Source organism: Prevotella dentalis DSM 3688 (assembly GCF_000242335.1).
Taxonomy (GTDB): domain Bacteria; phylum Bacteroidota; class Bacteroidia; order Bacteroidales; family Bacteroidaceae; genus Prevotella; species Prevotella seregens.
In genome coordinates, this window is the sequence record NC_019968.1 from 730,824 (window position 1) to 756,293 (window position 25,470).

General features: G+C 62.5%; 21 protein-coding genes and 1 tRNA gene. 12 read left to right on the forward strand and 10 right to left on the reverse strand.

From position 1 onward, the window contains the following. Window positions 1–21 precede the first annotated feature (21 nt). From PREDE_RS10160 to trpD, 6 genes are all read right to left on the reverse strand, one after another. Window positions 22–1,539, reverse strand: a complete 1,518-nt coding sequence (locus PREDE_RS10160; RefSeq protein WP_005847113.1) for an anthranilate synthase component I family protein — start codon at window positions 1,537–1,539, stop codon at window positions 22–24. 28 nt (window positions 1,540–1,567) lie between these two features. After that, entirely contained in the window at window positions 1,568–2,776 is a 1,209-nt protein-coding gene (gene trpB, locus PREDE_RS10165) for a tryptophan synthase subunit beta (protein ID WP_005847115.1), read from the reverse strand. Window positions 2,777–2,784: 8 nt separating this feature from the next. Next, the gene (trpA, locus tag PREDE_RS10170; protein ID WP_015310454.1) at window positions 2,785–3,561 is read right to left on the reverse strand and encodes a tryptophan synthase subunit alpha; all 777 of its coding nucleotides are present in this window, start codon (window positions 3,559–3,561) and stop codon (window positions 2,785–2,787) included. A gap of 189 nt (window positions 3,562–3,750) precedes the next feature. Beyond that, complete coding sequence (locus PREDE_RS10175) at window positions 3,751–4,527, reverse strand: phosphoribosylanthranilate isomerase (RefSeq protein WP_005847119.1); 777 nt, start codon at window positions 4,525–4,527, stop codon at window positions 3,751–3,753. 20 nt (window positions 4,528–4,547) lie between these two features. Next, entirely contained in the window at window positions 4,548–5,426 is an 879-nt protein-coding gene (locus PREDE_RS10180) for an indole-3-glycerol phosphate synthase TrpC (RefSeq protein WP_005847121.1), read from the reverse strand. Window positions 5,427–5,480: 54 nt separating this feature from the next. Further along, window positions 5,481–6,506 (reverse strand): anthranilate phosphoribosyltransferase, encoded by a 1,026-nt coding sequence (trpD, locus tag PREDE_RS10185; RefSeq protein ID WP_005847123.1) that lies wholly within the window; start codon window positions 6,504–6,506, stop codon window positions 5,481–5,483. A 779-nt stretch (window positions 6,507–7,285) separates the two neighbouring features. On the opposite strand from trpD, the gene PREDE_RS10190 reads away from it, so the two are divergent. Together PREDE_RS10190 and PREDE_RS10195 are read left to right on the forward strand one after the other, a co-directional pair. Then, the gene (locus tag PREDE_RS10190) at window positions 7,286–7,516 is read left to right on the forward strand and encodes a hypothetical protein (protein ID WP_005847129.1); all 231 of its coding nucleotides are present in this window, start codon (window positions 7,286–7,288) and stop codon (window positions 7,514–7,516) included. Window positions 7,517–7,518: 2 nt separating this feature from the next. Beyond that, window positions 7,519–7,794, forward strand: coding sequence for a type II toxin-antitoxin system YafQ family toxin (locus PREDE_RS10195; protein WP_005847131.1), 276 nt, complete (start codon window positions 7,519–7,521; stop codon window positions 7,792–7,794). On the opposite strand, the gene PREDE_RS10200 is transcribed toward PREDE_RS10195, so the two are convergent. Continuing rightward, window positions 7,786–10,359, reverse strand: coding sequence for a glycoside hydrolase family 88 protein (locus PREDE_RS10200; RefSeq protein WP_005847133.1), 2,574 nt, complete (start codon window positions 10,357–10,359; stop codon window positions 7,786–7,788). The genes PREDE_RS10195 and PREDE_RS10200 overlap by 9 nt on opposite strands. Window positions 10,360–10,805: 446 nt before the next feature. Further along, window positions 10,806–10,879 (reverse strand) — tRNA-Thr (locus PREDE_RS10205). 247 nt (window positions 10,880–11,126) lie between these two features. Between PREDE_RS10205 and PREDE_RS10210 the strand changes: the two genes are divergently transcribed. The 8 genes from PREDE_RS10210 (at window position 11,127) to PREDE_RS10245 (ending at window position 20,102) form a co-directional block, all read left to right on the forward strand. Beyond that, a complete protein-coding gene (locus PREDE_RS10210; RefSeq protein WP_235777524.1) occupies window positions 11,127–11,663 on the forward strand; it encodes a DUF4199 domain-containing protein in 537 nt (178 codons plus the stop codon). A 19-nt stretch (window positions 11,664–11,682) separates the two neighbouring features. Further along, window positions 11,683–12,636, forward strand: a complete 954-nt coding sequence (locus PREDE_RS10215) for a glycosyltransferase family 2 protein (protein ID WP_005847136.1) — start codon at window positions 11,683–11,685, stop codon at window positions 12,634–12,636. Window positions 12,637–12,649: 13 nt separating this feature from the next. Next, window positions 12,650–13,135, forward strand: coding sequence for a DUF6452 family protein (locus PREDE_RS10220; protein WP_015310457.1), 486 nt, complete (start codon window positions 12,650–12,652; stop codon window positions 13,133–13,135). Further along, window positions 13,083–13,805, forward strand: coding sequence for a DUF6048 family protein (locus PREDE_RS10225; protein WP_005847139.1), 723 nt, complete (start codon window positions 13,083–13,085; stop codon window positions 13,803–13,805). Before PREDE_RS10220 ends, PREDE_RS10225 begins: the two co-directional genes overlap by 53 nt. 84 nt (window positions 13,806–13,889) lie before the next feature. Continuing rightward, window positions 13,890–14,915, forward strand: coding sequence for an FAD:protein FMN transferase (locus PREDE_RS10230; protein ID WP_005847141.1), 1,026 nt, complete (start codon window positions 13,890–13,892; stop codon window positions 14,913–14,915). A 28-nt stretch (window positions 14,916–14,943) separates the two neighbouring features. Continuing rightward, window positions 14,944–15,615: a Crp/Fnr family transcriptional regulator gene (locus PREDE_RS10235; protein WP_005847143.1), complete on the forward strand. Its 672-nt coding sequence runs from the start codon at window positions 14,944–14,946 to the stop codon at window positions 15,613–15,615. Between the two features lie 302 nt (window positions 15,616–15,917). Then, window positions 15,918–18,647, forward strand: coding sequence for a TonB-dependent receptor domain-containing protein (locus PREDE_RS10240; RefSeq protein WP_005847145.1), 2,730 nt, complete (start codon window positions 15,918–15,920; stop codon window positions 18,645–18,647). Between the two features lie 33 nt (window positions 18,648–18,680). After that, window positions 18,681–20,102 (forward strand): hypothetical protein, encoded by a 1,422-nt coding sequence (locus PREDE_RS10245; RefSeq protein WP_005847147.1) that lies wholly within the window; start codon window positions 18,681–18,683, stop codon window positions 20,100–20,102. A 1,269-nt stretch (window positions 20,103–21,371) separates the two neighbouring features. Here PREDE_RS10245 and rmuC read toward each other — a convergent pair. Both rmuC and PREDE_RS10255 read right to left on the reverse strand, forming a co-directional pair. Beyond that, a complete protein-coding gene (gene rmuC / locus PREDE_RS10250) occupies window positions 21,372–22,793 on the reverse strand; it encodes a DNA recombination protein RmuC (RefSeq protein ID WP_005847153.1) in 1,422 nt (473 codons plus the stop codon). 43 nt (window positions 22,794–22,836) lie between these two features. Continuing rightward, window positions 22,837–24,267: an MATE family efflux transporter gene (locus tag PREDE_RS10255; protein ID WP_005847155.1), complete on the reverse strand. Its 1,431-nt coding sequence runs from the start codon at window positions 24,265–24,267 to the stop codon at window positions 22,837–22,839. A 117-nt stretch (window positions 24,268–24,384) separates the two neighbouring features. Between PREDE_RS10255 and PREDE_RS14090 the strand changes: the two genes are divergently transcribed. Further along, entirely contained in the window at window positions 24,385–24,546 is a 162-nt protein-coding gene (locus tag PREDE_RS14090) for a hypothetical protein (protein WP_005847157.1), read from the forward strand. Continuing rightward, window positions 24,543–25,457 carry a hypothetical protein gene (locus PREDE_RS10260; RefSeq protein ID WP_005847159.1) on the forward strand — a complete coding sequence of 305 codons (915 nt, stop codon included), beginning with the start codon at window positions 24,543–24,545 and terminating at the stop codon, window positions 25,455–25,457. Before PREDE_RS14090 ends, PREDE_RS10260 begins: the two co-directional genes overlap by 4 nt. The last annotated feature ends 13 nt before the right edge of the window (window positions 25,458–25,470 follow it).

The following is a 25,470-nucleotide window of genomic DNA, read 5'->3' on the forward strand; positions in this document are numbered from 1 at the left end:
TGAATTCTGAATTTTGAATTGCTAAACTTTTTCCGCGATTCTGATGGCTTTGACGAGGGCGCCGAGCTTGTTGTTGCACTCCTCCAGCTCGTATTGGGCATCACTTCGGGCCACCACACCGCTGCCCGCCTGGAACCACAGCTCGCCGTTGCGGGCGATGAACGTGCGGATGACGATGGCCTGATTGAGGTCGCCGTTGAGCCCGATGAAACCGATGCAGCCGCCGTAGGCCCCGCGGTTGTGGGGTTCCATCTCGGTGATGAGCTGCATGGCGCGCACCTTCGGCGCGCCCGAGAGGGTGCCGGCAGGGAACGTATCGAAGAATGCCCTGATGGGATCGGCGCCGGGGCGCAGCGTGCCGCTGACGCGGCTGACCAGATGAATGACGTGGCTGTAGAACTGCATGTCCTTGTAGAAGTCCACCTTCACGTCGTGGCAACTGCGGCTCAGGTCGTTGCGCGCCAGGTCGACGAGCATCACGTGCTCGGCATTCTCCTTGGGGTCGCTGCGCAGGAACTCGGCGTTGCGGCGGTCGGCCTCGGGGTTGCCCGTGCGGCGCGTGGTGCCGGCAATGGGGTCTATGTAGGCGCGCCCGGCCTCGATGCGGCAGTGTGTCTCGGGACTGCTGCCGAAGATACGGAAGCCTCCGAAGTCGAAATAGAACAGATAGGGCGAGGGATTGACGGAGCGCAGGGCGCGGTAGAGCTTGAAGTCGTCGCCCTCGAAGCGTTGTACGAACCGCCGCGACACCACGATCTGGAACACGTCGCCGCGCAGACAGTGCCTCACGCAGCGGCGGACGTTGGCCTTGTGCTCCTCGTCGGTGAGCGTGGAAGTGGCCTCGCCCACGGGCCTGAAGCCGTAGGGCTTCACGTTGGCGCGGTTGATGGCCTTCTCCAGCGCGTCGAGTTGTGCGTTGCCCTGCGCCTCTGCCGCGTCGTCGGGCCCGGCAGTCCGGATGCCGTCGGCCGTGTCGCCGCCGGCCGGAACGAGGGTGACGAGGGTGAGCGTGTTGTTGAAATGGTCGAACACGAGGAGGTCGCGGTACATGATGTAGCAGATGTCGGGCGCGTCGTTCTCGGCCATGGTGGTGTCTTTCACCTCGATGTTCTCGAAATAGCGCACGGCGTTGAACGAGGTAAAGCCGTAGAGTCCGCAGCAGTCCGCGCGCTCGCCCGTCACCCTGAAGCGGCCCATGAACCTGCCGAAAGCCTCGGCCACGGCCTGCTTGCAAGCCTCGCCCCGGCCGGGAGCGGGCTGCGGCAGAGGCTCGTCGAGCGTGGTGCCGTCGGGCCATGAACAGGTCACGCGGCCATGGCTCACGGCGATGGAGGCCATGGGATGGCAGCCGATGAACGACCGCGCGTTGTCGGTGGCGTGATAGTCGGAGCTCTCCATGAGGGCCGACTGCGGGTAGAGGTCGCGCAAACGCATGTACACACCCACGGGTGTATAGAGGTCTGCCAGTATCTTGCGGGCCACGGCGTGGTAGCTGAAGCCCTGTGGTGTGGTGTCGTTGGTCATTTGTCTTAACTCCATAACTCCTTAACTCCTTTAACTCCTTGGATTAAAACTCCCCGTATGCCCCGGCCATGTCCTTGTGGGCGAGGTAAGTTTCCACGTCTTTGTCGCCGCGGCCCGAGACGGTGAGCACCACGATGTCGTCGTGTCGGAACGTCAGTTTGCCGAGCGCGGCCACGGCATGCGCGCTCTCGATGGCCGGGATGATGCCCTCAAGACGCGTCAGCTCGTAGCCCGCGCGCACGGCTTCAGCGTCGGTCACGGCCAGCACCTGCTCGCGTCCCTGCCGTGCCAGATGGGCGTGCATGGGCCCGATGCCCGGATAGTCGAGGCCGGCCGAGATGGTGAAAGCCTCTTCTATCTGTCCGTCGGCGGTCTGCATCACCAGCGTGCGTGCCCCGTGGATGATGCCCTCGCTGCCGCAATGGATGGTGGCGGCCGTGTGGCCGGTGTCGGTGCCGCGGCCGGCGGCCTCGGCGAGAACTATCCTTACCCGCTCGTCGTCCACGTAGTGGTAGATCGTGCCGGCGGCGTTGGAGCCCCCGCCCACGCATGCCACGAGCCAGTCGGGGTGGTCGCGGCCCGTCTTTTCACGCAGCTGCCACCTGATTTCCTCGGAGATGACGCTCTGCAGCCGGGCCACAATGTCGGGGTAAGGGTGCGGGCCCATGGTGGAACCCACGATGTAAAACGTGTCGGCGGGGTGGCAGCACCAGTCGCGTATGGCCTCCGAACAGGCGTCGCTCAGCGTCATGTTGCCCGTGGTGACGGGGTGCACCGTGGCCCCGAGCATGCGCATGCGCTCCACATTGGTGTGTTGCCGCTCCACGTCGGTCTTGCCCATGAAGACCTCGCAGGGCATGCCCATCAGGGCGCAGACCGTTGCCGTGGCCACGCCGTGCTGTCCGGCGCCGGTCTCTGCAATGATGCGCGTCTTGCCCATCTGCCGTGCCAGCAGTATCTGTCCCACGGTATTGTTGATCTTGTGCGCGCCCGTGTGGTTCAGGTCTTCGCGTTTCAGAAAGATGCGGCAGCCGTAGCGGCGGCTCAGCCGACGGGCCTCGTAGAGCGGCGAAGGCCGTCCCACGTAGTCGTGCAGCAGCTGGCGGTACTCCCGTTTGAAGTCCTCGCTCTCGAGGATGGGCAGGTAAGCCTCCTGCAAATCGTGCACGCACTTGTACAATATCTCGGGCACATAGGCCCCGCCAAAGGGTCCGTAGAAGCCCTCGGGGCTGGGATTGAGTTCTTGTTCCATAGCGATTCTTATTGTTTGAGCGCGTCGTACAGCCGGCCGACGGCCTCTTCGGCGTCGCCGGTCTGGCGCAGCAGCGTGACGAACTTGCTGCCAATGATGGCCCCTGCGGCGTGGGCCTGCGCGCTTTCCAGCGTCTGCCGGTTGCTGACGCCGAAGCCAATCATGCGCGGATGGCGCAGGTTCATGGCGGCGATGCGCTCGAAATAGGCCATCCGCGCCTCGTCGAAGCTCTGCTGCGCGCCGGTGATGCCGGCCGAAGAAACCATGTAGATGAAGCCGTCGGTGTGCTCGTCGATGAAGCGGATGCGCTCCGCCGAGGTCTCTGGAGTAATCATCATGACCACGCGCACGTCGTAGCGGTCGGCCAAGGGCTTCACCGTTTCCAAATAATCCTTGAGCGGAAGGTCGGGGATGATGCAGCCGCTGACACCGCTCTCCACGCAGTTTTGGAAGAAACGCTCCAGTCCATGGTGCATGACGACGTTGAGATAGCCCATCAGCACCAGGGGGACGGCGACCTCGTGCCTGATGGCCCGCAGCTGGTCGAAGAGCAGTTGGAGCGTCATGCCGTTCTTCAACGCCACCGTTCCGGCGCTTTGAATGACGGGCCCGTCGGCCAGCGGGTCGCTGAATGGGATGCCCACCTCGATCATGTCGATGCCCCGCCGCTGCAGCGTGAGGACGACATCGGCCGTCATGTCCAGCCTGGGACAGCCGGCGCAGAAGTAAAGCGAGAGCAGCTTGCGGTCGCCGCGCTCCGCGAAAAGTCGGTTGATGCTGTTCATCTCTTGGGGTAATGGTTTTACGGGAGTTAAGGAGTTAAGGAGTGATGGAGTGAAGACATCAGCCCAAGCGGTGCGCCATCGGCGGGCCAGGAAGCGAAGAACCTTGCCCCACGACTGGGCCAACCGCAAATTTTGAATTGTGAATTATGAATTCATAATTGCTCAACTGCTCTCATTTTGAATTTTGAATTATGAATTTTGAATTGCCCAAATGAATGCGCGCAGCCGTTCCACGTCCTTCAGTCCGGGCTCTGTCTCGAAGCGGCTGTTCAGGTCTACGCCGGCAAACTGCGGGTGGCGGAAGGCCCGAATGCGCGCCGCATCGTCGGGCCCAATGCCTCCACTGAGCAGAAAGGGCGTGTTGCCGTCGTAGGCATCGAGCACACTCCAGTCGAACTGCCGGCCGCTGCCGCCCTGCGTGGGGCCGTGGGTGTCGAAGAGAAACAGGTCTACGGCACCCTCGTAGTCGCGGGCGCGGGCCACGTCTTCGCGCGAGCCGATGCCCAGAGCCTTGATGATTTTGATGCCGGGGGCTATGTCGGGGACGAGCGTTGACCGCAGGTTCTCTATCATGACGCGGCTCTCTTCGCCGTGGAGCTGCACGTAGTCGAGCTTGTAGTTGTAGACGCGCGTCACAATGGTTTGCGGCATTTCGTCCACGAACACGCCGACGCGGGCCGGGGCCGGAGCCTTTGAACTTGGAACTTGGAACTTGGAACCTTGAGGCTTGAGGTTTGAATCTTGAACTTCCGGCCCGGGACTTTCCGGCCCGGACGCGGCGGAGGCGGCGTGTGCCTGACGGAACCGCTCCTCGCTGTAGTCGGGAATGATGCCGGCCTGAGACGAAACCATGCGCACAAAGCGCGGGCTCTCGGGCCAGAAAACAAAGCCCATCATGTCTACGCCAAGCGCAGCCACTTCGCGAATATTCTCGGCATCGCGCATGCCACATACCTTGATTATCATATCTTAAAGGAGTTAGGGAGTTATGGAGTTAAGGAGTTAGGGGATGGAGTTTTGGAGTTAAGTGAGGGAGTGAGGGAGTTAAGGGCGGCCGTGAAGTCGGCCAAGGCGCGGCCGGGGTCGGACTGACGCATGAAGTGCTCGCCCATGAGGAAGCCGCGGAAACCGGCCCGGCGCAGCCCCACCACCGTCTCGGGCCGCGCGATGCCGCTCTCGCTCACCGCGCACACGCCCTGCGGCAACCGCCCGGAGAGCCTGAAACTGTTGTCCACGTCGGTGACAAAGGTGCCCAGGTTGCGGTTGTTCACGCCATACATGTCGGGTTCCAGCGCGGCGTGGTCGAGGTCGCGCTCGCCGTGCATCTCCAGCAATACCTCCAGTCCGAGCCCGCGGGCCGTGCGCATGAGCGTGCGGCACGTGTCCAAGTCCAGGCAGGCGGCAATGAGCAGCACGGCCGACGCCCCGCAGAAGCGGGCCTGGAACAGCTGGTATTCGCAGATGATAAAGTTCTTGTAGAGCACCGGAATGGTGACGCCCGACTGCCGGGCCTCCTGCACGAACTCGTCGTAACCGCCGAAATAGTCGGTATCCGTGAGGATGCTCAGGGCCGCGGCGCCGTTGGCCTGATAGGCCAGGGGGACGGCACCGGCCCGCGCCTCGCGGTTGATCCAGCCCTTGGCGGGCGACTTGCGCTTGAACTCGGCGATGATGCCCGTGGGCGAATCCATCAGCGCGCACCGCATGGAGGGCGGCGCCGACGCCTCGCGGGCCATCTGTTCCTCCACCAGGGCGTGGAGCCTGCGCGGCGGAACAAACTGCATGCGCTGCTCCATCTCCATGCGCTTGTGGGCTACTATCTCTTCCAATATATCCACTTTCTTGGGTCTTTGAACGTTGAACATAGAACTTTCCTTACTTGGAACACGAAGCCTTGAGCAATGTTCCAGCTTCCATGTTCAATGGTTCAGCTCGACAAACTTCCTGAACGTGCGCAGGGCGCGGCCGCTGTCGAGGCTCTCGCGGGCCAGCTCCACGCACTCCGCCACGGTCTTCCGCCCGCGTTCGAGCACCTGGATGCCAAAGGCGGCGTTGGCCAGCACGATGTTTTTCTGTGCCGGCAGGGCCGTTCCCTGCAGCACCGCGTCGAAGATGCGGGCGGCCTCCTCCTCCGTGGCCCCGCCCGCCAGCTCCTCGGGACGGGCCGGTGCAAAGCCGAGGTCGGCGGGACTGAAGATGCGCTCGTAGCTGTTGGTCGTTACCTTGAAGTCGCCCGTGAGCGAAATCTCGTCGTAGCCCTCCATGCTGTTCACGATGCCGTAGTCGATACCAAGCCTCTGATACACCTGATGGTACAGCCGCATCTGGTCCAGATTGGCCACGCCGAGCAGCTGGCACTGGGGCTTCGAGGGGTTGATGATGGGCCCCAGCAGGTTGAAGAACGTGGGAAAGGGCAGGGCCTTGCGGATGGCGCCCACAAATTTCATAGCCCGGGCGAAGAGCTGCGCGTGCAGGTAGACGATGCCGCACTCGTTGATGGAGCGGTTCAGACGGGCCACATCGTCGGTGAACGACACGCCGTGGTTCCTGATGACGTTCGACGCCCCGCTCACGCTGGTGGCCGAAAAGTTGCCGTGCTTGGCCACGCGGTAGCCCGCCCCGGCAATGACGAAGCACGCCGTGGTCGAGATATTGAACGTGTTCTTGCGGTCGCCGCCCGTGCCCACCACGTCAATGTAGCGGTCGCAGTCGAGCGGCACGGCCACGCCCGTCTCCAGAATGCCGTCGCGAAAGCCCAGCAACTCGTCCACGGTGATGCCCCGCATCTGGATGGCGGTGAGCAGGGCGGTGAGCTCAGGGTCGGTAAATTCGCCGCGTGTGATGGCTACGAGCAGGGCCTTGGCCTCCTCGCGCTGCAGCTCCTCGTGGCTGAGGAGCCGGTTGAAAAGGGCTGTCATGTCCATGGTTTGCATCATTTTTGTCATGTTCCTGTGGTTTGGCGGGGCGGCTCCGGGTTTTTGCCGAAACGGGGCCGTGGCTTTGCCGAAGCGGCCCTGGGGGGATGCCGTGGGGCCGTCCGGCGTTTTTCGCTGCGCGATTGCCGTGTTGCCGCCGCGCGTTTGCGGCCTTTTCGCCGGGCGATTGCGCCGCCGTCGCGTTGCGTTTGCGGCGTTGCCGCCGGGCTGTTGCGGTGTTGCCGGCGGGCTGCTGTGGCGTTGCCGTGGTGCGGCGGCCGCCGGGCCGGGAAGCCGCCCGGCTGTGCGGGCAAACGAAAAAGAGGCCTGTCGTAAGAACGGCAGGCCTCCTTGTATCTTGTTTGCACCAAGTAACTACACGGCTGGGCGACTCACGACTTCTTCAATCTTGAGTTGCGCCACCACCAATATGCAGATACATGATTGCTCATTTGCTGTTGTTGTTTTGTGAATTTGGCTGCAAAGATACGTTTAATATTTGATTCTGCAAACATTTTGCCCTTTTTTTTGTCCATCAGCCATAGTTTTAACACGAATGGTTTTGTGGGAGGGCACGCGGGGTTTTATGGGAGGGGATATGCCGTCATAGGATATGATAGGTGGCGTTGAGGGGAAAACATGCAGGGGTTTTGTAGAACGGCACGCGGGGTTTTGTAGAACGAGACGCCGATGCAAAGCCGCCCGGCGCGGCACGGTGAACCATAAAATAAGACGCATGCCCGAAAAAGTCGTTCGTTGATTTGCAAGATTAAAAGATTCCAACTATCTTTGCCAGCAAAGAAATCACTATGCCACAGCTCGTCATCAACATAGAGAACAAAGGGATACTGGCAAGTCTCAAGAGGGTGTTGTCCTCTTTGGATGGTGTGTCTATTGTCAAGACCATCCACACTTCCTCCCCCTCCCGCCCCGACATTACCCAAACGGCCGGCTACCGGGAGGCCATGGAAGACAAGCGGGAGGGACGCGTGTATCATGCCGACAACGCCGAAGACATGCTCAAACAGATTTTAGGCTGACCATGCCCTACCGCATTTCTTATACCAATCGCTTCAAAAAAGACGTGAAGCGATGCTTCAAACGGGGTCTCAAGATGGAGAAACTGCAAGCTGCCATCGACATTCTTTCCAGCGAAGGCAGTCTTCCGGCAAGCTACAAACCCCATCCGTTGAGTGGCAACCACGCCAACCAGTGGGAGTGTCACCTCACTCCCGACTGGCTGATGATATGGGAACAGAACGACAAGGAACTCTCCCTGCTGTTTCTGCAAACAGGCAGCCACTCCGACTTATTCTGACCCCGCCATCCGTTCCATCTCCAGACTGGCCCACACGAAGGGGCCGATGCCCTTGGCGTCGTTGTCGCGGATGGGCTCGCTCATGTAGTAGTCGAAGGAGCCGTCGCGCTTGTAGTTGGGCGTCTTGACGTAGGGACCGGGGGCCGGGCCCAGGCCGCTCACCGAGCAGCAGCGGGTGAGCGAGAGCGTCTTGTCGGCATTGACGCGCACGAACTCCTTGAGAATGCCGTTGTAGGCACGGATGCCGGCCTCCTTGAAGCCGGCGTCCAGATAGCCCAGGCGCGCGCCCTTGAGCAGGCAGTAGGCAAACATCGACGAGCAAGTGGCCTCGAGATAGTTGCGCTCGTCGTCGACATCGAGCACGTCGCGCCACACGCCCGTCGCGGCGTCCTGGTGTTTCACCACCTGCGCCATGGCCTTGCGGAAGAGGCTCTCCACCTCGCCGCGGCGGTCATAGTCGGCGGGCAGCGCGTCGAGCACCTCGAGCATGGCCATGGTGTACCAGCCCAGGGCGCGGCCCCAGGTGTGGCGGCTGCGGCCCGTGGCGGGGTCGGCCCAGAAGGCGGAGTGGGTCTCGTCCCAGGCATGCTTCCACAATGCCGTGGCGTCGTCGTAGGTGCGGCGGTCGGTCTTCACAATCTGGTCCACGGCGTCGGGCCAGTATTTCGCGCGGGCTTTCCGCTCGCCCTTGAGCGCGGGGGCGGCCAGCGTGTAGTAAGGCAGCCCCATGAAGATGCCGTCCAGCCACACCTGGTTGGCATAGATGGCCTTGTGCCACCACACGCCCTCGCGCGTTCGCGGCTGCTGCTCCAGCTGCTTGAAGAGCGTGCGCAGGGCCCGGCCGAGGTTGGGCTGCGGCTCCAGCTCGTTCATGCGGTAGATGAATCGGGCCGTGCGCACGTTGTCGAGGTTGTAGTCCTTGAGGTCATAGCCCGTGATGTTGCCTTTTTGGTCGATCATCTTGGCGGGGTAAGCCCGCAGATAGTCGAGTATGCGGCCGTCGTTGTAGGCCAGGTAGGTGTCGAGCATGCTCTCCATCTCGATGCCCATGACGTAGCTCCACTTGGGTTTCTTCGAGAAGTCGAGCAGCCAGCTCTGTGGCACGCGCTGCATTTCGGAGGCCACCATCCACTCCGAGTAACGCTTGTAGGGGCGGTCGGCCTCGGCCAGCACGAGCGAGCCGTTGATGAAAAGCTGGTCGAAACGGATGTTGCGCGTCTTGCCGGTGATGCTCACGGGCTGCCGTGACACGCCGTCGAAGCGGCAGTTCTTCACCGTCACGTCGCTCACGTTCTCGATGTTGTTCAGCCCGATAATCTGCACGCCGTACTTGCTCTCACGGCTCGTCACGTTCTCCATGTAGACCCGCCGCACGGTGGGCTCGAAGCCGCGGTAGCACTGTTCGCGCGGCTCGTAGTCGAGGTTGATGCGCAGCACGGCCTCGTTGCACTGCCCCACGGTGACGTTGCGCATGTTGATGTTCTCGATGACGCCGCCCCGGCAGTTGTTGGTCTTGATGCGCAGCACGCGGTCCAAGTGGGGCGAGTCCATGTGGCAGTCCTCTGCAAACACGTTGCGGCAGCCGCCTGAGATCTCCGAGCCTATGACCACGCCGCCGTGTCCGTCCTTCATTTTGCAGTGGCGTATGATGATATTCTCCGACGGTCGGTTCCACAAGCGGCCGTCGTTGTTGCGTCCGCTCTTGATGGCGATGCAGTCGTCGCCGGTGTCGAACGTGCAGTTTTGTATCAGTACGTTGCTGCAAGCCTCGGGGTCGCAGCCGTCGCCGTTGGGCCCGTCGTTGGTCACGGTGACGCCGTCCACGGTGATGTTGGTCGAGAGCAGGGGGTGAATCACCCAGAAGGGCGAGTTGGCGAGCGTCAGTCCCTCCACCAGAATGCCGTCGCAGGCGTTGAAGTTGACGAGCTGCGGGCGCAGTCCGCGGCCCATGCCGAAGCGTCGCTCGTCGGCCGGCACGCCGTCTTCGGCCATCTTCAGCAGCTGCGCGCGTGCGCCCAGGCTCTGCGCCTCCTTGGTCTGGCCGGCCACAAATCCGTATTTTGCCGCGCCGCACATGGGCCACCAGGTGTCGCGGCTGCCGTTGCCATCCACCGTTCCGCGGCCCGTCAGGCCCACGTCGGTGGCCTGGTAGGCGTAGATGCAGGGCGAATAGTTCCAGCACTCCAGCCCCTCCCACGAGGTCTTCACCAGCGGGTAGAGGGCGGGGTCGAAGGCAAACTCGAGCGTGGCGCCCTCCTCCACCACGAGGTTCACGCGGCTTTGCAGGCGGATGGCGCCCGTGAGCCACTCGCCACGGGGCACGACGACGCGGCCGCCGCCCTGCCGGGAGCAGGTGGCGATGGCACGGTTGATGGCTTTCTGGTTGCGGGCGGCCGTGGCCCGCACAGAGGCGCCGAAGTCGGTGATGCGGTATTCGCGCCCGGCGAACACGGGTTTGCGGATGCTTTGTTCAATCTGCCGGTACTGGGCCTCGTCCCACGACTGCGCCAGCGCCAGCAAAGGAAGCAGGAGAGCCGCCAGCCATAACGTGATCTGTCTCTTCATAAGATATGTAAAAATGGGTTTGTTTTAGCTTGTTGCAGGTCGTAGTCAGCATAAAAAGACAGGCCTACAGTCTTCACAGACTCAACCTGCCAGCATTACTACTAAACAATATGAACCACGGTCGTCCTGACGAAAACGCTTCGTCTTCCGACCATTAATCTCCCGACAAAGTTAAGAAAGTATTTCCACAAAGCACGCCGAAGAGTGTTAAAAAAGCCATTTTACCTTAAAATTATTTGCAAGTATGGAAAAGAAAGCCTATATTTGCTACTGTTTTTCAGAGGTTTCGCGAGTTTTTTCCAGCGAAATCATCTCGTGAGGTTGGTAGCTTCCTGCACCAACCTCTTTTGTTTGGGCCTTTCCAGACCCCGGCCCGAACGCCTCCCGACACCCTTGCAAGGGCGTGGCGCGCCTACCGGCAAAAAGAAAAAGGCGGAGAATGGGTGAGCCTCTTGTCGGATTCGAACCAACGACCCCGAGATTACAAATCACGTGCTCTGGCCAACTGAGCTAAAGAGGCGGGTGGGCAAGCGGTTCTTATCGCGCCGCTACAACCAAGTACCCTTGCTGCGTTCCCGCCCTGGGGGATTCCGAGGGAGCTGGCCGTAAGAGACTTGCCCGTGTTTGCATTAGCGGTTGCAAAGGTAAGGCTTTCCACCCGAAAACGGGCAGACGGCCCGCAAAATCCGCCTCGATTTAACATTAATTGGGAAACAACCGGCGGGGCGTGCACGCCGTTATCGCATAAAATGCGTACCTTTGCAGCCATGATAATGAATGTATCCGCACTGGTGCAGGTCAAGGCCTTTGCCCGTCAGGACGGTGTTTTCCTGGCCCTGCTGTGGCTGTGCAGCTTCCTGCTCATGGTGCTGGCACCCGCCTCGTCGCTGGGAGGGCTGCTGGCCTTGGCCACCCCGTTCTTCGTGGGCTGGCTGCTCGTCCGCTTTCGCAACCATGCCCTCGGCGGCTTCATCTCCTTTAGGCGCGGCCTGGCGTTCTCGTGGTTCACCTTTTTCTATGCTTCCCTGCTCTTCGCCGTGGCGCAATACGTCTACTTCCGCTACTTCGACCACGGGGCAATGATGGGCATGCTCGTGACCAGCATCAAGGCGCTCGAGGAGGTCTACCGGGCCAACGGCGCAGCCACGGCCCGGCAACTGGGCGAGTTGCGTCAGGCCATGACGCTCGTCGGCCAGCTGTCGCCCATCGAACTGGCCTTCATCTTCATGATGCAGAACATCTTCTCAGGTGCCGTGCTCGGCTTCCCCATCGCCCTGGTCTGCCGCCGCGCCCCACATTCTTAATGCTCTATACACTGTCTATATGGATATATCGGTTGTTGTGCCTCTCTACAATGAGGACGAGTCCCTGCCCGAACTCCACGCCTGGATACGGCGCGTGATGGCCGCCCACGGCTACACCTACGAAATTATCTTCGTCAACGACGGCTCCACCGACCGCTCCTGGGAGGTCATCGAGCGGCTCGCACGCGAGGACGGGAACGTGCACGGCATCAAGTTCCGACGCAACTACGGCAAGAGTCCGGCCCTCTATTGCGGCTTCAACAAGGCCCAGGGCGACGTGGTTGTCACCATGGACGCCGACCTGCAAGACTCTCCCGACGAGATTCCCGCCCTCTACCGCATGATCGTTGACGAGGGCTACGACCTCGTGTCGGGCTACAAACAGAAACGCTACGACCCCCTCACCAAGACCATTCCCACCAAGCTCTTCAACGCCACGGCACGCAAAATCTCGGGCATTCACAACCTGCACGACTTCAATTGCGGCCTCAAAGCCTACCGCCGCGACGTGGTGAAGAACATCGAAGTCTACGGCGAGATGCACCGTTACATCCCTTATCTGGCCAAGAATGCCGGCTTCGACAAGATCGGCGAAAAGGTGGTGCACCATCAAGCACGCAAGTACGGCTCGTCGAAGTTTGGCATCAACCGCTTCTTCAACGGCTATCTGGACCTGCTCACGCTCTGGTTTCTCACCAACTTCGGCAAGAAGCCCATGCACGTGTTCGGGCTCATCGGCAGCTTTATCTTCTTCATCGGCTTCGTGGCCCTGTGCTGGCTGGGCATCGAGAAGGCCGTCGACCTGTGCCACGGAGCCTATGGCGACCTGCTTTCCAACCACGCCTCGTTCTACATTGCCCTCACGGCGCTGCTGCTTGGCTCCCAGTTTTTCCTGGCCGGATTCATCGGCGACCTCGTGAGTCGCCAGAATCCGAGCCGCAATGACTACCAGATCGAGGCCCAGATAGGCTGAAAACATCCCTCCTATGGCACACTCCCATCACCAGCGCTGGCTGTCCGCAGGCATGTTGCTGGCCGTGCTCGTCACGGCAGCATGCTCCAGTGTGGACTGTCCGCTCAACAATACGGTCTACGCCAACTACAAACTCATGGGCCGGGTAACCACCCTGCCCGACACGCTCACCATATCAACCACCCGCCAGAACGGCTTCGACTCGGTGATTATCAACCGTCAAGTGGGTACCGACAGCTTCTCGTTGCCCATGAGCTACGTGCAGGACGAGGACGTGTTCTACCTGCGCACCAACGCCACGATGGACACCATTCGCCTCCGAAAAACCAACCATCCCCACTTCGAGTCGGTGGACTGCGGGCTCAATTACTTCCACACGCTCACCGGAGTGACGTTCACACGCCACGCCCTCGACTCGGTTGTCATCCATCATCAAGAAGTGACCTATGACCCTACGCCCAAGCATCTGCACGTCTTTTTCAAGGAGCATCGCTATTAGCCTGCTGCTCTTCGGGGCCGTCATGGCGGTCGGGGCGCAGGGTTCGCGCTCCCGTCAGGAGGCCCAGGAGCGGTTGCGGCAGCAGCAGATGGACGATTCCATCCCCCTCTACCGCGGCTTTCAGGTCAAGGCCGACCTTGTGGGGCTCATCCAGCGCGCCGTGTCCGACTACGGACAGCTCGAAGCCGGCGTGCGCGTGAACCTCAAGGACAAGTACTTTCCCACCGTCGAGCTGGGCCTCGGCACGGCCGACCACCACGACATCGTGACGCAGACCGGCTACAAAACCTCGGCACCCTACCTCAAAATGGGCGTGGACTTCAACATCATGAAGAACAAACACGACATCTACCGCGTCTATGCAGGTGCGCGTTATGCCCTTACTTACTTCAAGTTCGACCTGTCCCACCCCGACCTCATCGACCCTGTCTGGGGCGGCCGTTCCCCTTTCCGCTTCGCCGGCATCAAGGCCAACTGCCACTGGTTGGAGCTGCTCGCGGGTGTCGACGCCCGTATCTGGGGCCCCGTCCACCTGGGCTGGACGGCCCGCTACCAGCGTCGGCTCGTCCACAACGACGGCTCGCTGGGCAACACCTGGTACGTGCCCGGATTCGGAAAGCAGGGCGGAAGCCGCATCGGCGGCACGTTCGAGCTGATGCTCGAGTTCTGAACGCCCGCGCCGCAAGGCGGCGCACGCATCCGCAACAAACAGCGCACCTATATATAATAAGGTGAAAGCCACCACCCACGACTCATGGAAAAGAAGCAAAAGAAACAGCTGGCCTGGCAGGTTCCGTTCCTCCTGCTGCTCATCGTAGGCACCATTCTCATCATCTCGCACCAGCGCAGCATGCCCTATCAGCACGACGAGGGCTTCATTTTCGGCACCGTTTACCACGTCACCTACCAGAGCGACCGCGACCTGCACCCCGGCATCGTGGCCGAAATGCAGCGTGTGGACAGCGCGCTCTCCCCTTTCAACGAGCAGTCCATCATCTCCCACGTGAACCGAAACGAGCCCACACGCCTCAACGATATGTTCGTTCGGGTGTTCACGCTGGCCGAGGAGGTGTCACGCGAAACCGACGGAGCCTTCGACATCACCGTGGCCCCGATGGTCAATGCCTGGGGCTTCGGCTTCAAGCAGGGGCGTGCCCCCTCGCCCCAGGCCATCGATTCGCTGCGCGCCATCGTGGGCTACCGCAAGGTGAGACTGAGCGGAGGCCGCGTCGTCAAGGCCGACCCGCGCATCATGCTCGACTGTTCGGCCATCGCCAAAGGCTATGGCTCCGACGTGGTGGCCGCCTACCTGCGCCGCCAGGGCGTCGCCAACTTCATGGTAGAGATAGGCGGAGAGATCGTCTCGCGCGGCATCAGCGAGAAGCGCGTGCCGTGGAAGATAGGCGTCACCAAGCCCACGGACGACTCCCTGCAGCAGAACCAGGAGCTGCAAACCGTGCTCAACGTCACCGACAAGGCCATGGCCACCAGCGGCAACTACCGCAACTTCTACTACAAGAACGGCCGCAAATACGCCCACACCATCGACCCGAAGACGGGCCGCCCCGTGCAGCACAACATCCTTTCGGCCACCGTTCTTGCCGACAACTGCGCCACGGCCGACGCCTATGCCACGGCGTTCATGGTGACAGGACTCGACGGTGCACGCCGCATCCTGGCCCGCCACCCCGAGCTCATGGCCTATTTCATCTATGCCGACGCGCAGGGCCGCAACCAGGTTTGGTTCTCGCCCACGCTCAAAGACAAGATTGTGAAGTAGGCCCGCCGCCGCCACACCCACCCCGCGCATGGAAAACCTCGGCCTCTACACCAAGCTCACGAGCCAGCCGCTCTTCACCGGCATGAGCCGTGACGAGCTCGAACGCATCGTCACGCAGACGCGCTTCGACTTCATCAAGGCTGCGCCCGGCCACCCTATCGTGGCCGAAGGCGACCGTTGCGGCCGGTTGTTGCTGCTCGTCGACGGCCTGATGGAGGCCGTCACCACGGCCGACGACCGCGGCTACGCCGTCAGCGAGCAGCTGCGCGCGCCTTTCACGCTGCAGCCCGAACTGGTGTTCGGCCTGTCCCAACGCCACACCAGCACCTTCGCGGCCCTCACGCCGTGCAGCCTCATCAGCATCGACAAGAACGAAACGCTGCGTCTCACGGCCTCCTCGCTCATCTTACGCCTCAACCTGCTCAACCTCCTCTCCACCGCCTTGCAGAAGCAACGCCACACCCCTTGGCGCAGTCTGCCCCACGATCTCGACCACCGCGTGCGCCGGTTCTTCGCCGACCACTGCCTCTATCCCGGCGGACACAAGGTGTTCCACATCAAGATGCGCCGGCTGGCAGCCGAACTCAACGACACCCGCCTCCGCGTGTCGCAGGTGCTCAACGCCCTGCAGGCCGACGGACTGCTCACGCTCGGGCGCAGCCGCATCGTCGTGCCGTCCATGGAAGCCCTGGTGGGATAGCGGTGATATAAAACAAAAAACAACGTCACGACCCAGCATTTCCCGTTGTTTTTTGTTGTTTTTGTTGTCTTTGGCAGCGTCGTGCGCTGTTGTTTTTACGGCCGGACGCAGAGCGAAAAACCGTATATAATTACCTGATTATTGTACAAATACGCATCGTTCGCCCCGTCAATGCCATTCCGAAAAGGGAATAATTTTGCCCTTTTCCTTGGTCCAATCGCACAATATACCTAACTTTGCAGCCGCTTTAGACAATACTCAGGATGAAAAATTTATGCAAAAAAGCCCGACAAACGTCCGTGATGGCCCTGTCGGCATGCCCGCTCCTGATGCCCGCGGCCCTGTTTGCCGAAGGCCGGAGTGATGCTAAAACAATCCAAGACACCGTAGCCTACAAGAATCCCGTGAACCTGAACGAGGTGGTGGTCACGGGCCAAGGCAGCGCCATTCAGAAGCGGCGGCTGTCGTCGGAAGTCACCACCGTCTCGGCCTCACAGCTGGCCCACATGCCCGGCGGCCGTCTCGACCAGCAGTTGCAGACGCTGCTCCCCAACGTTCAGTTCACCATAACCAGCGGCCAGCCCGGCACCACGTCGATGATTAAGGCGCGCGGCCTGTCGTCGGCACTGGTCAATTCCACCCCCGTCATCTATGTGGACGGCGTGCGAATGGACAATCTCAACACCGGCACCACCCTCTCCAACAAGTTCGCCGAGACCGTGCTCGGCGGCAACGTAGACGGCCAGGCCGCCGCCTCGGGCTCCATCGCCGACATCCCGATGGAGAACATCGACCACATCGAATACGTGCCGGGCGGCGCGGCCACCACGCTCTACGGCTCGGATGCCGGCAACGGCGTCATCCAGATCTTCACCCGCAAGGGCGGCAAGGGCCGCTTCGCGGGCAGCGCGGGAGTGGAACTTGGCATCGACGAGGCCACGTCGCAGTTCTACCATTTCCGCCGCACCAAGCAGCTGCTCAACCAGACCGGCTACACGCAGAAGTACCGCCTCGCCTTCTCGGGCGGCACCGACCGCGCCGGATACAGCCTCGGCGCCAGCATGAGCCGCGGCACGGGCATCGTGATTCACAACGGCAACGAGTCGAAGAAATACGAGTTGCGCTTCGGCTCGCACCTGCGCATCAACCGCCTGCTGGAGTATCAGAACTCCTTCGGACTGGCTGCCGCCGACTTCCGCCGCTCGCGCAACGGCAACGACGGCAACTACACCGGCCTGTGGTTTGCCGAGGGCAGCACGGCCGCCTACTTCGCCTATACCGACGCCGACGGCCGCCGACGCAAGTTCGGAGCCGACATCGACGCGGCCGACGACCAGCAGTGGGCACAGATGCGCGCTTTCGTGGACCGCGCCGAAGCCCTGCAAAACAACAAGGAGAGCGTGAAACGCTTCCAGACTTCACAGCAGTTCACGCTCACGCCGCTGCGCAATCTCACCCTCAAGGGCCTCTTCGGCGTGGACTATCGGTACAATACCGACAAGAACATTGAGACCAATGCCTACCTCATCCACACGCAGGTGAAGCCCGCTGGAACCACTGATGCAGGCAGCATTGCCAACTACGACCGCAACTATTTCGGCGTCACGGCCGACCTCAACGGCCAGTACAAGCTCTACCGCAACGCGCTGAGCAACATCCTCACCGGCGGATTCCAGTACTTCAACACCCGCGACCACCAGTCGCTCTACGTGGGCAAGGGCGTGCGCGACGGCGCGCAAGTGCTCACCGGCGCCGCCACGCAGATGGCCGACGAGTGGCTGAGCTACCTCAACAACTACGGCTTCTACCTGCAGGACAACCTGGGCCTGGCCAACCGTTACTACCTCGACCTGGGTCTGCGCGTGGACTACAACACGGCCTTCGGCGACAACGTGGGCTGGCAGGCCTACCCCAAAGTGGGCCTCTCCTACGTGCTCTCCGACGAGCCTTTCCTGGAGCCCCTCACCCGTCACGGCTGGGTGCGCTCGGCCAAAGTCTTTGCCAACTACGGCGTGGCCGGCACCTACCCGCCCGCCTTTGCCTATCAGAAGACCGTTTCCGTGGCCTCGTTCCAGGGCCGCCAGGCGGCCGCCTTCGGCAATTACGGCAATGCCGACCTGGGCCCTGAGCGCAAGCACGCCTACGAGCTGGGGCTCGTGGCCTCGCTGCTGAACGACAGACTCTCGGTGGGCTTCACCTGGTACTACTCCCTCACCAAGGGCGCCCTCTTCTCGCTGCCCACGCTTCCCTCGTCGGGACAGGCCTCGAGCTATCTGGCCAACGTGGGCGAGATACGCAACCGCGGCGTGGAACTCAACCTCGGCGTCAACTTCCTGCGCACCCGTCACTGGAAAGGCGCGCTGCGTGCCTCGCTCAACACCAACGACAACTGCGTGCTGAGCACGGGCGGCGCCGTGCCGTTCAACATCGGTGGCTTCTCTGCACGCACCATCGAGACCGTGGTCGAGCAGGGCAAGCCCGTGGGCATACTGCGCGGCTCGAAGACCACACTCAACGCCGACGGCACCGTGGCCTCCACCCAATACCTGCAAGACCTGGGCACCACGCTGCCCACCCTCTACGGCAACTTCTCGCTCAACCTCTCGTGGCAGAAGCTCAGCCTCCTCGTCACCGGCGACTACCAGACGGGCAGCTACGTCCATTCCTTCGACCGGCAGTTCCGCTTTGCCCGCGGCGTGGCCGACCCGGCCATCCCCGACGCCGCCCTGGCCGGCACCACCCGGGCCAAGGGATGGCTCGACTTCACCAACTTCTTCGTCGAGAAAGCCGACTTCCTGAAGATACGAACCATCTCGCTGGACTACACCATCACCCTGCACCACGGCCCCGTGCGCAGCGTCGACCTGGGGCTGCACCTCTACAACCCGCTGGCCTTCACCGCCGCCTCGGTAGACCCCGAGGCCCTCCTCTCGGGCGCACACTCGCAGGGAGCCGTGGCCACGGCGGGCTTCAACTACTCCACTTTCTCCGCGCCCCGCCAGTATGTGCTGTCGGCAGCCATCAATTTCTAATCCTCATATTCCTCATTCTTATCACCCGACATCATGAGATTCCTACACCATACCCTCCTGTCCGCTGCCCTGCTGGGGCTCAACGCCTGCCAGCTGGTGCAGCCGGAAAGCATCGTCAACCCCAACGTCGACGAGGACACCTTCCTCCGCTCGGCCGACGCCATGGACGCTTGGGTGGCCGGCACACGCATGAAGACGGCCACGGCCATCGGCAAGTGGTGCCAGTTTGCCGAGATTCTCTCGGACAACTACTTCAACAACCACTCGCGCAGCAGCAAGGCGTTCGACTTCCCGCGCCTGCTCCACACCGACACCGACATCGCCACCATGCAGCGCAGCGTGGCCACCCTGCGCGAGATGGCCGACTATGGACTCACCACCGTGGCCGCCCGCCAGGCCCCCACGCGCAGCCAGCAGTTCGAGCTCTACAGCATTAAAGCCTACGGACAGCTGCTGGCCGGCGAGACCTTCACCGGCCTGCCCCTGCAGTCGGGCGGCGAGGCACGCCCCTGGGCCGACCACCTCCGGGCGGCCCTGCACACGCTGGCACAAGCCCGCGCCTCGGCCGACTCGGCCTCGCAGCGCGCCTTCGTGGCCACGCTGGCCGCACGGGCATGGCGCATGCTGGGACAAAAGGACAGTGCCGTGGCCATGGCCCGCGAGGCACTGGCCCAGAGCAGTGACTTTGTTCGCCAGGTCTCCTTCGACGGCGAGAACAACGTGAACAATGCCGCACAGGAGGCGATATGGGGCACATGGTTCCAGCCGCTGCCGCGCCTCGACTTCCTCGACCCCAAGTATTTCCAGCGCACCAGCACCGAGCAGCGTCCCATCACCCTGGCCAAGGCCGAGGAGGCCTGGCTCATCCTGGCCGAGGCACAACTCGCCGAGGCCGACCTCACGGGGGCCAAGGCCACACTCGGCCGGCTGCTGCAGCTCGTCAATAGCCGCCCCGTGGCCAAGGGCGTGAACGATCAGCTGGAGAAACGCGACAACGGCATGTACCGCGTCTACCCCAAACGGGCCGACTACCGCGTGCGCGCCTCGGCCTCCGACTCGCTGCGCAGCGGCCTCATCGTCGACAGGCAGGCACCGGCACTCATCGACATCCCCTACATCTCGGGCACGTCGGTGACGCAGTCCATGATCGACGGCCTCGCCACACACGACGCCGCGCTGGAGTTGCTCTACCTCATGCGGCAGGAAATCTTCTTCGGCGAGGGCCGTCGGGTGGCCGATCTGGGCATCCGTCTGCCGCTGTGCGAGGTCGAGGCGGCCCACGCCGCACACGGCGAGGACTACACCGAGGCCCGCATCCCCGCGTTCATCCCCACCAACCAGGGCATGGACGACTTCACCATCGACGAGGAGACGCGCACGGTGACCGTCACCCACAACATGAACCGCGTCCTCGTCAAGAACCGACAGGCCGACAGCGTAGTGCCTTTCGAGTAGTAGGAGCCCCCGCTCCTCACGCCGTCCCCGCTGCCCCGCACGCCGGGACACGCGTCTTCGCACGCCAAGACCATCGTTACCGCACGCAGAGACATGTGTTTTTGCACGCAGAGACGCGGAGACAAGGAGGACAACCCCACAGGCTCCGCACGACAGACCGCAGAGGCTGGGAGGGAAAAGAGGAGAGGGAGACAGGGCTGCACATAGGTGTTTAGACAGAACAACATATTGAACATATGGCTGCGCAGTGAAAGCTCTCACAGATTTCACAGATTACACAGATGCTGCGCGATGGCTGTTTGAACTAAACAATATGCTTGGCAGATGGCTCCGCGATGGGTGGTTGGACAGAACAACATATTGAACAAATGGCTCCGCGGCGGTTGTTTAGACAGAACTACATATAAAACAGATGGCTGCGCGGTGAAGATTCTGACAGCCCGACGGCAGACCTACAAAAAAGAACGGTGGGGCAAAACCATTGGTTTTGCCCCACCGTTCCCCATTTTTCTCCATCCAATTGTAGGGATATATGCGCTGTAATTGTAGGATATACGCACTATAATTGTAGGAACATACGCACTATAATTGTAGGAACATACGCACTGTATGTCCGAAAAGGGAATGACGGGGACAGGCATAAAAGGGCGCGACAAATCACGGATTTGTCGACAAATTGTAGCAACATACGATCTGTTTGTCCGAAAAAAGAAAGGGGTTGGCGGACACACGCGGGATATGTGCCTATATTTCTACCGCGGTTCTTTCGGTTTGCCTCATCGCCGTTTCCCCGTTTTCGTCCGACCATTACACCGTCAACGCGAGGCGATTTCGGCGTAACCGCACGGCGATTACGCCGAAATCATCCCGCCGCTACACCGTCATCGCACAGCCATTTGTTTTGTATGTAATTATGTCCAAAAAAACATCGTGCAACCATTTGTCAGCTATGTAGTTACGTCCAAACATCCACCGCGCAGCATCTGTGTAATCTGCGAAATCTGTGAGAACTCTCACCGCGCAGCCATATGTTCAATATGTTGTTCTGTCTAAACACCCATGCGCAGCCCTGTCTCCCTCTCCTCCTTTCCCTCCCAGCCTCCACGGCCTCTCTGGCAAAGCCTGTCGGGCTGTCCTCCCTGCCTCCGCGTCTCTGCGTGCAAAAACACATGTCTCTGCGTGCAGCAACGATGGTCTTGGCGTGCAAAAACACATGTCCCGGCGTGCAAAGAACAAAGGGCGCAGCGTGAGGCGAGGGGCGGGGCGGCTCTACGCCAGCTCCACCTCTGCTTCGGGGATGGGTTGGTTGCCCGACTCCTTGACCCCGAGCTGCTTCAGCTCGTTGGCTTTCTGCACAATGCTCTGCCGACCGGTGTAGGCCTTGTTGTAAGCGTCCTCGTAGTCCTTGCCCAAGGTCTCGATGTCGCGCTTCACCTTGTCGAACCGCTTGATGAACTCGCCCACCCGTTTGAGCAGTTCCTCGGCCAGGCTGTACACCCGCAGCTGGTTCTCCGTCTGCGTGTACTGCCGCCACGCCACCTCGATCATCTTCAGGATAGCCATCAGATTCTGCTGCGAAGTGATGAACACATGCCGCTCGAAGGCCTCGCTCCACAGCCGCTTGTCGGTAGCCAGGGCCAGCTGCAGCGCCCCCTCGTTGGGCACGAACATGATGACGAAGTCGATGGCATGGCGCGGCGGCCGCACGTAGCTGCTGTAGTCGCGGCGCGCCAGCCCCATGAACTGCGTGCGGATGCTGCGCACCAGGTCGTCGGCATACTTCTTGCGCAGGGCCTCGCTGTCGGTGTTGACATACTGCTCGTAGGCCTCGATGGACATCTTTGCATCGATAATCACGTCCTCGTTCTTGGGATAATGCAGGACCACGTCGGGTATCATGCGGCGGCCGCTCTCGTCGTTGGTGAGCGCCTGTCCACGTTCGTCGGTGAGCGTCTGCTGCACGTCGTAGTTCACTCCCTCGCGGAAACCGTTCTGTTCGAGTATCTCGGTGAGGATGAGTTCGCCCCAGTTGCCCTGAATCTTGCTGCCTCCGCGCATCACGTTGGTGAGCCTGTTGGCCGTGTGGTCTATCTTCTCCGTCTGCTCGGCCATGGCTTTGAGCTGCTGTGCCAGCGAGGCGGTGGAGCGCGCCGTCTCCTGATTGGTTTGTGCGATGGCCTCGTGCAGCTTGCTGATGTTCTCGCGCAGGGGAGCGGTGAGCGTCTGCATCGACTCCGTGTTCTGCGTCTTCAGCCTGTCGGCGGTGTGGTCCATCACGCGTGCGGCGAGGTTCTGGAACTGCTCCCTCACCGTTTCCAGCTGCGCCTCGAACTGCTGTTGCAGCTGCCGCTCGCGGTGCAGCTGCTGTTCGCGGCGTTCGTCTTCGAGGCGGGCCTGCCGTTCGCTGCGCCGCGCCTCCTCCTCGTCGTGCTGCCGCCGCTCGGTGTCGAGCTGTGCCTGCACGGCGCTGACGGCCACCTTGGCGGCCGTGAGCTGCTGTTGCAGGGCGGCCAGCTGGTCGGCGGCGGCGGCGAGGCGAGCCTCCGTGTCCCGACGTTGGCGGACCTCCGAGTCAGTCTGCTGGCGTGCCAGCAGCAGTTCGGCCTCCAGGCCCTTGCGCTTGTTCTGTACCAGCAGTCCCGTCAGGGCTGCGCCAATGAGGAGTCCGATAATGAGAAAAAGGATTTGCATATCTTTACGATTTCTAAAAAAACACACTGTGTCAACAAGTTGCTCACCCCACCCGCTGCCGGCGGAGGCCCTGGTCGTGTCTGAAAATCAGGTGCTGCAACAGGCCGCGGGCGGCCAGATAAACGAGAAAGGCGAGCCAAAGAAAGTGGTTGAGCATCGGAGAGGAGGCCGAAGTCGCGGCCTTGGCGGCCGGAAACACACCCGCACCACCGCCCGCCAGCACCATTCCCCCGCCCGCAAAGACGGCGAAGAAAGCCGCTGTGGCCGCCACACTGGAGACGAGCATGCCGCGCGTGGCCGCCAGACCGATGAAGATGCCGTCGTAGACAAAGGCCGCCATGCCCGCCACGGGCACCAGGCAGGCCCACGGCAGATAGGCCGCGGCGGCCTGCACCACGGCCCCGTCGCTGGTGAGCAGACCCAGAAAGCCCGTGCCACCGAGGGCGTAGACGGCCGTGAAGACCGCCATCATGCCCGCCCCCCACACGAAGAGACGGCGCACCAGGCGGCGCAGCCCGGCCCCATCGCCCGCGCCGTAGAGGCGGCCGCCCAGGGCCTCGCCGGCAAAGGCAAAGCCGTCCATGACGTAGCTGAAGAGCGTGAAAAAGGTCATGAGCAGCGTGTTCACGGCCAGCACCATGTCGCCCTGCCGCGCACCGGCCGACGTGAAGAAGAGGTTCACCGCCACCAGGCACAGCGTGCGCAGGAAGATGTCGCGGTTCACGCGGAAGAACGAGGGCCGCGCCCCGTGTGCCGGCTCCCGCAGGGCCGCACCATGGGCCGCCGCCGCGCTGCGCCACATCCGCCGCGCATGCCACGCCGCCAGCCCCACACCGCTCCACTGGGCCACCAGCGTGCCCAGGGCCACGCCCTCGATGCGCAGCCCCAAGCCGAAGACGAAGGCCACCGAAGCCACGATATTGACCACGTTCTGGAACAGGGCCACCTGCATGGGAACGCGTGTGGTCTGCATGCCCACGAACCAACCGTTCAGGCTGTAGAGCGTCAGCATGGCCGGGGCACCCCAGATAACGATGTCGAAATACCGGCCGGCCAGCGGCCACACCTGGGCCGAGGGGTGGATAAGCGTGAGTGCCAGCCACCCCAGTGGCCACTGCAACACCACGAAACACGCCGCAATGGCGAGGGCCGTGCGCACCGACCGCCGCAGCAACAGCCCCACCCCGGCCCAGTCGCCACGCCCCAGGGCCTGGGCCGTGAGCCCGCTGGTGCCCATGCGCAGGAAGCCGAAGAGCCAGTACATCACGTTGAATATCATCGTGCCCACGGCTATGGCGGCGATGTAGCGGCCCGAGCCGCCGGGCGCCTGCAGGTGGCCCACGATGGCAAGGTCCACCAGTCCGAGCAGCGGCACCGTGATGTTGCTCACGATGGAGGGCACGGCCAGCCGCAGGATGGCGCGGTCTGTGGAGGGCCCGGAGGCGGGGACGGAGGAGCGGGGACGGTGGGTCATGGCCTGAAAGGGTGCTGGTGATGGAGGGGCAAAGGTACCAAAAAAGATTGACCCCAAGGGGAGAAAAGGCCGGAAAAGCGGACAAGCATGCGATAAAATGCGTAACTTTGCAAGGCAATGACAAATCAAGAATCGACCAGGACGGGGCTCGCGCTCGAGGGCGGGGCCCTGCGCGGACTCTTCTCCATGGACTTCGTGGACGTGATGACGGTGCACGGCAGCCACCCCGACGTGGCACGCCGCCGCCTCAGCGCCCCCAAAACTTTCTTCCGGCCATGAGGCGGCGATGGCTTTGCCGCCTCGGGGCGGCTGCAGCGGTGCTCGCCCTCGGGGCGGGCGGGTGGCTGGGCGTGCGCATGCTGCCCGCCACCGAGGCCGACATGCGCAGTGCAGCCTGCCTGGTCAGGGGGCGGCAGTCGCTCTGCCTCGTGGCCGCCGGCGACACGCTACCGCTGCAAACCGACACCGTGGAGCAGCAGGGCGTGTGGATTAACCGCCACTGGTGGTGGCCCAGCTGCGACGGACGCGTGCTCACCGTGAAGCCCGCGCACAGCCCGCGCACCGCTGCGAGCTGGCGGGGAGCCGCCAACCTGCGCCGCTGGGTGGAGGCACGGCGCGACTCCATGGCCGCACTGCTCGGGCGCAAGGAGACCGAACGCAAGGAGCTGGCCTACTACCTGCGCAGCCACGGCGTGCGCGACGAGGGCTATACGCACATCGCAGTCTATGCGGCCGGGCAGCGGCGCGAGACCGACTCGCTGCGCAACGTGTGCCGACGGCTGGCCCGGGTGGACACGCGCGGCCGGCTGCGGCTGGTGGAGCGCGGCGACTACACCGTGACTTGGTTCGACGGCGACGGCCGGCCGCAGCAGGTGTCGTGCCACCCCGCCGTCACCAAGGTGGGCCGGCGGGGCGAGTCCCTCATCATCCGCACCCGCCGCTTCATGAAGCCCTGGGGGGTCTACGCCGTGCGCAACACGCCCTGGCTGGCTCCCGCCCACCGCCGCATCATCGTCGTGACGGTGGTGCCGGCCGGCACACGGCTGCCCCGCCACACCCTGCTCACCGAGGGCCGGCTCGACCGCGGCCGCCACGACCTGCCGCGGCTCTTCGCTGCCGACGGCAGTGCGGCCTTTACACGCCACGGCCGGTTCATCGGCGTGGTGGCCGGGCGGCAGGTCGGGGACTGACCGCCCCACTCCT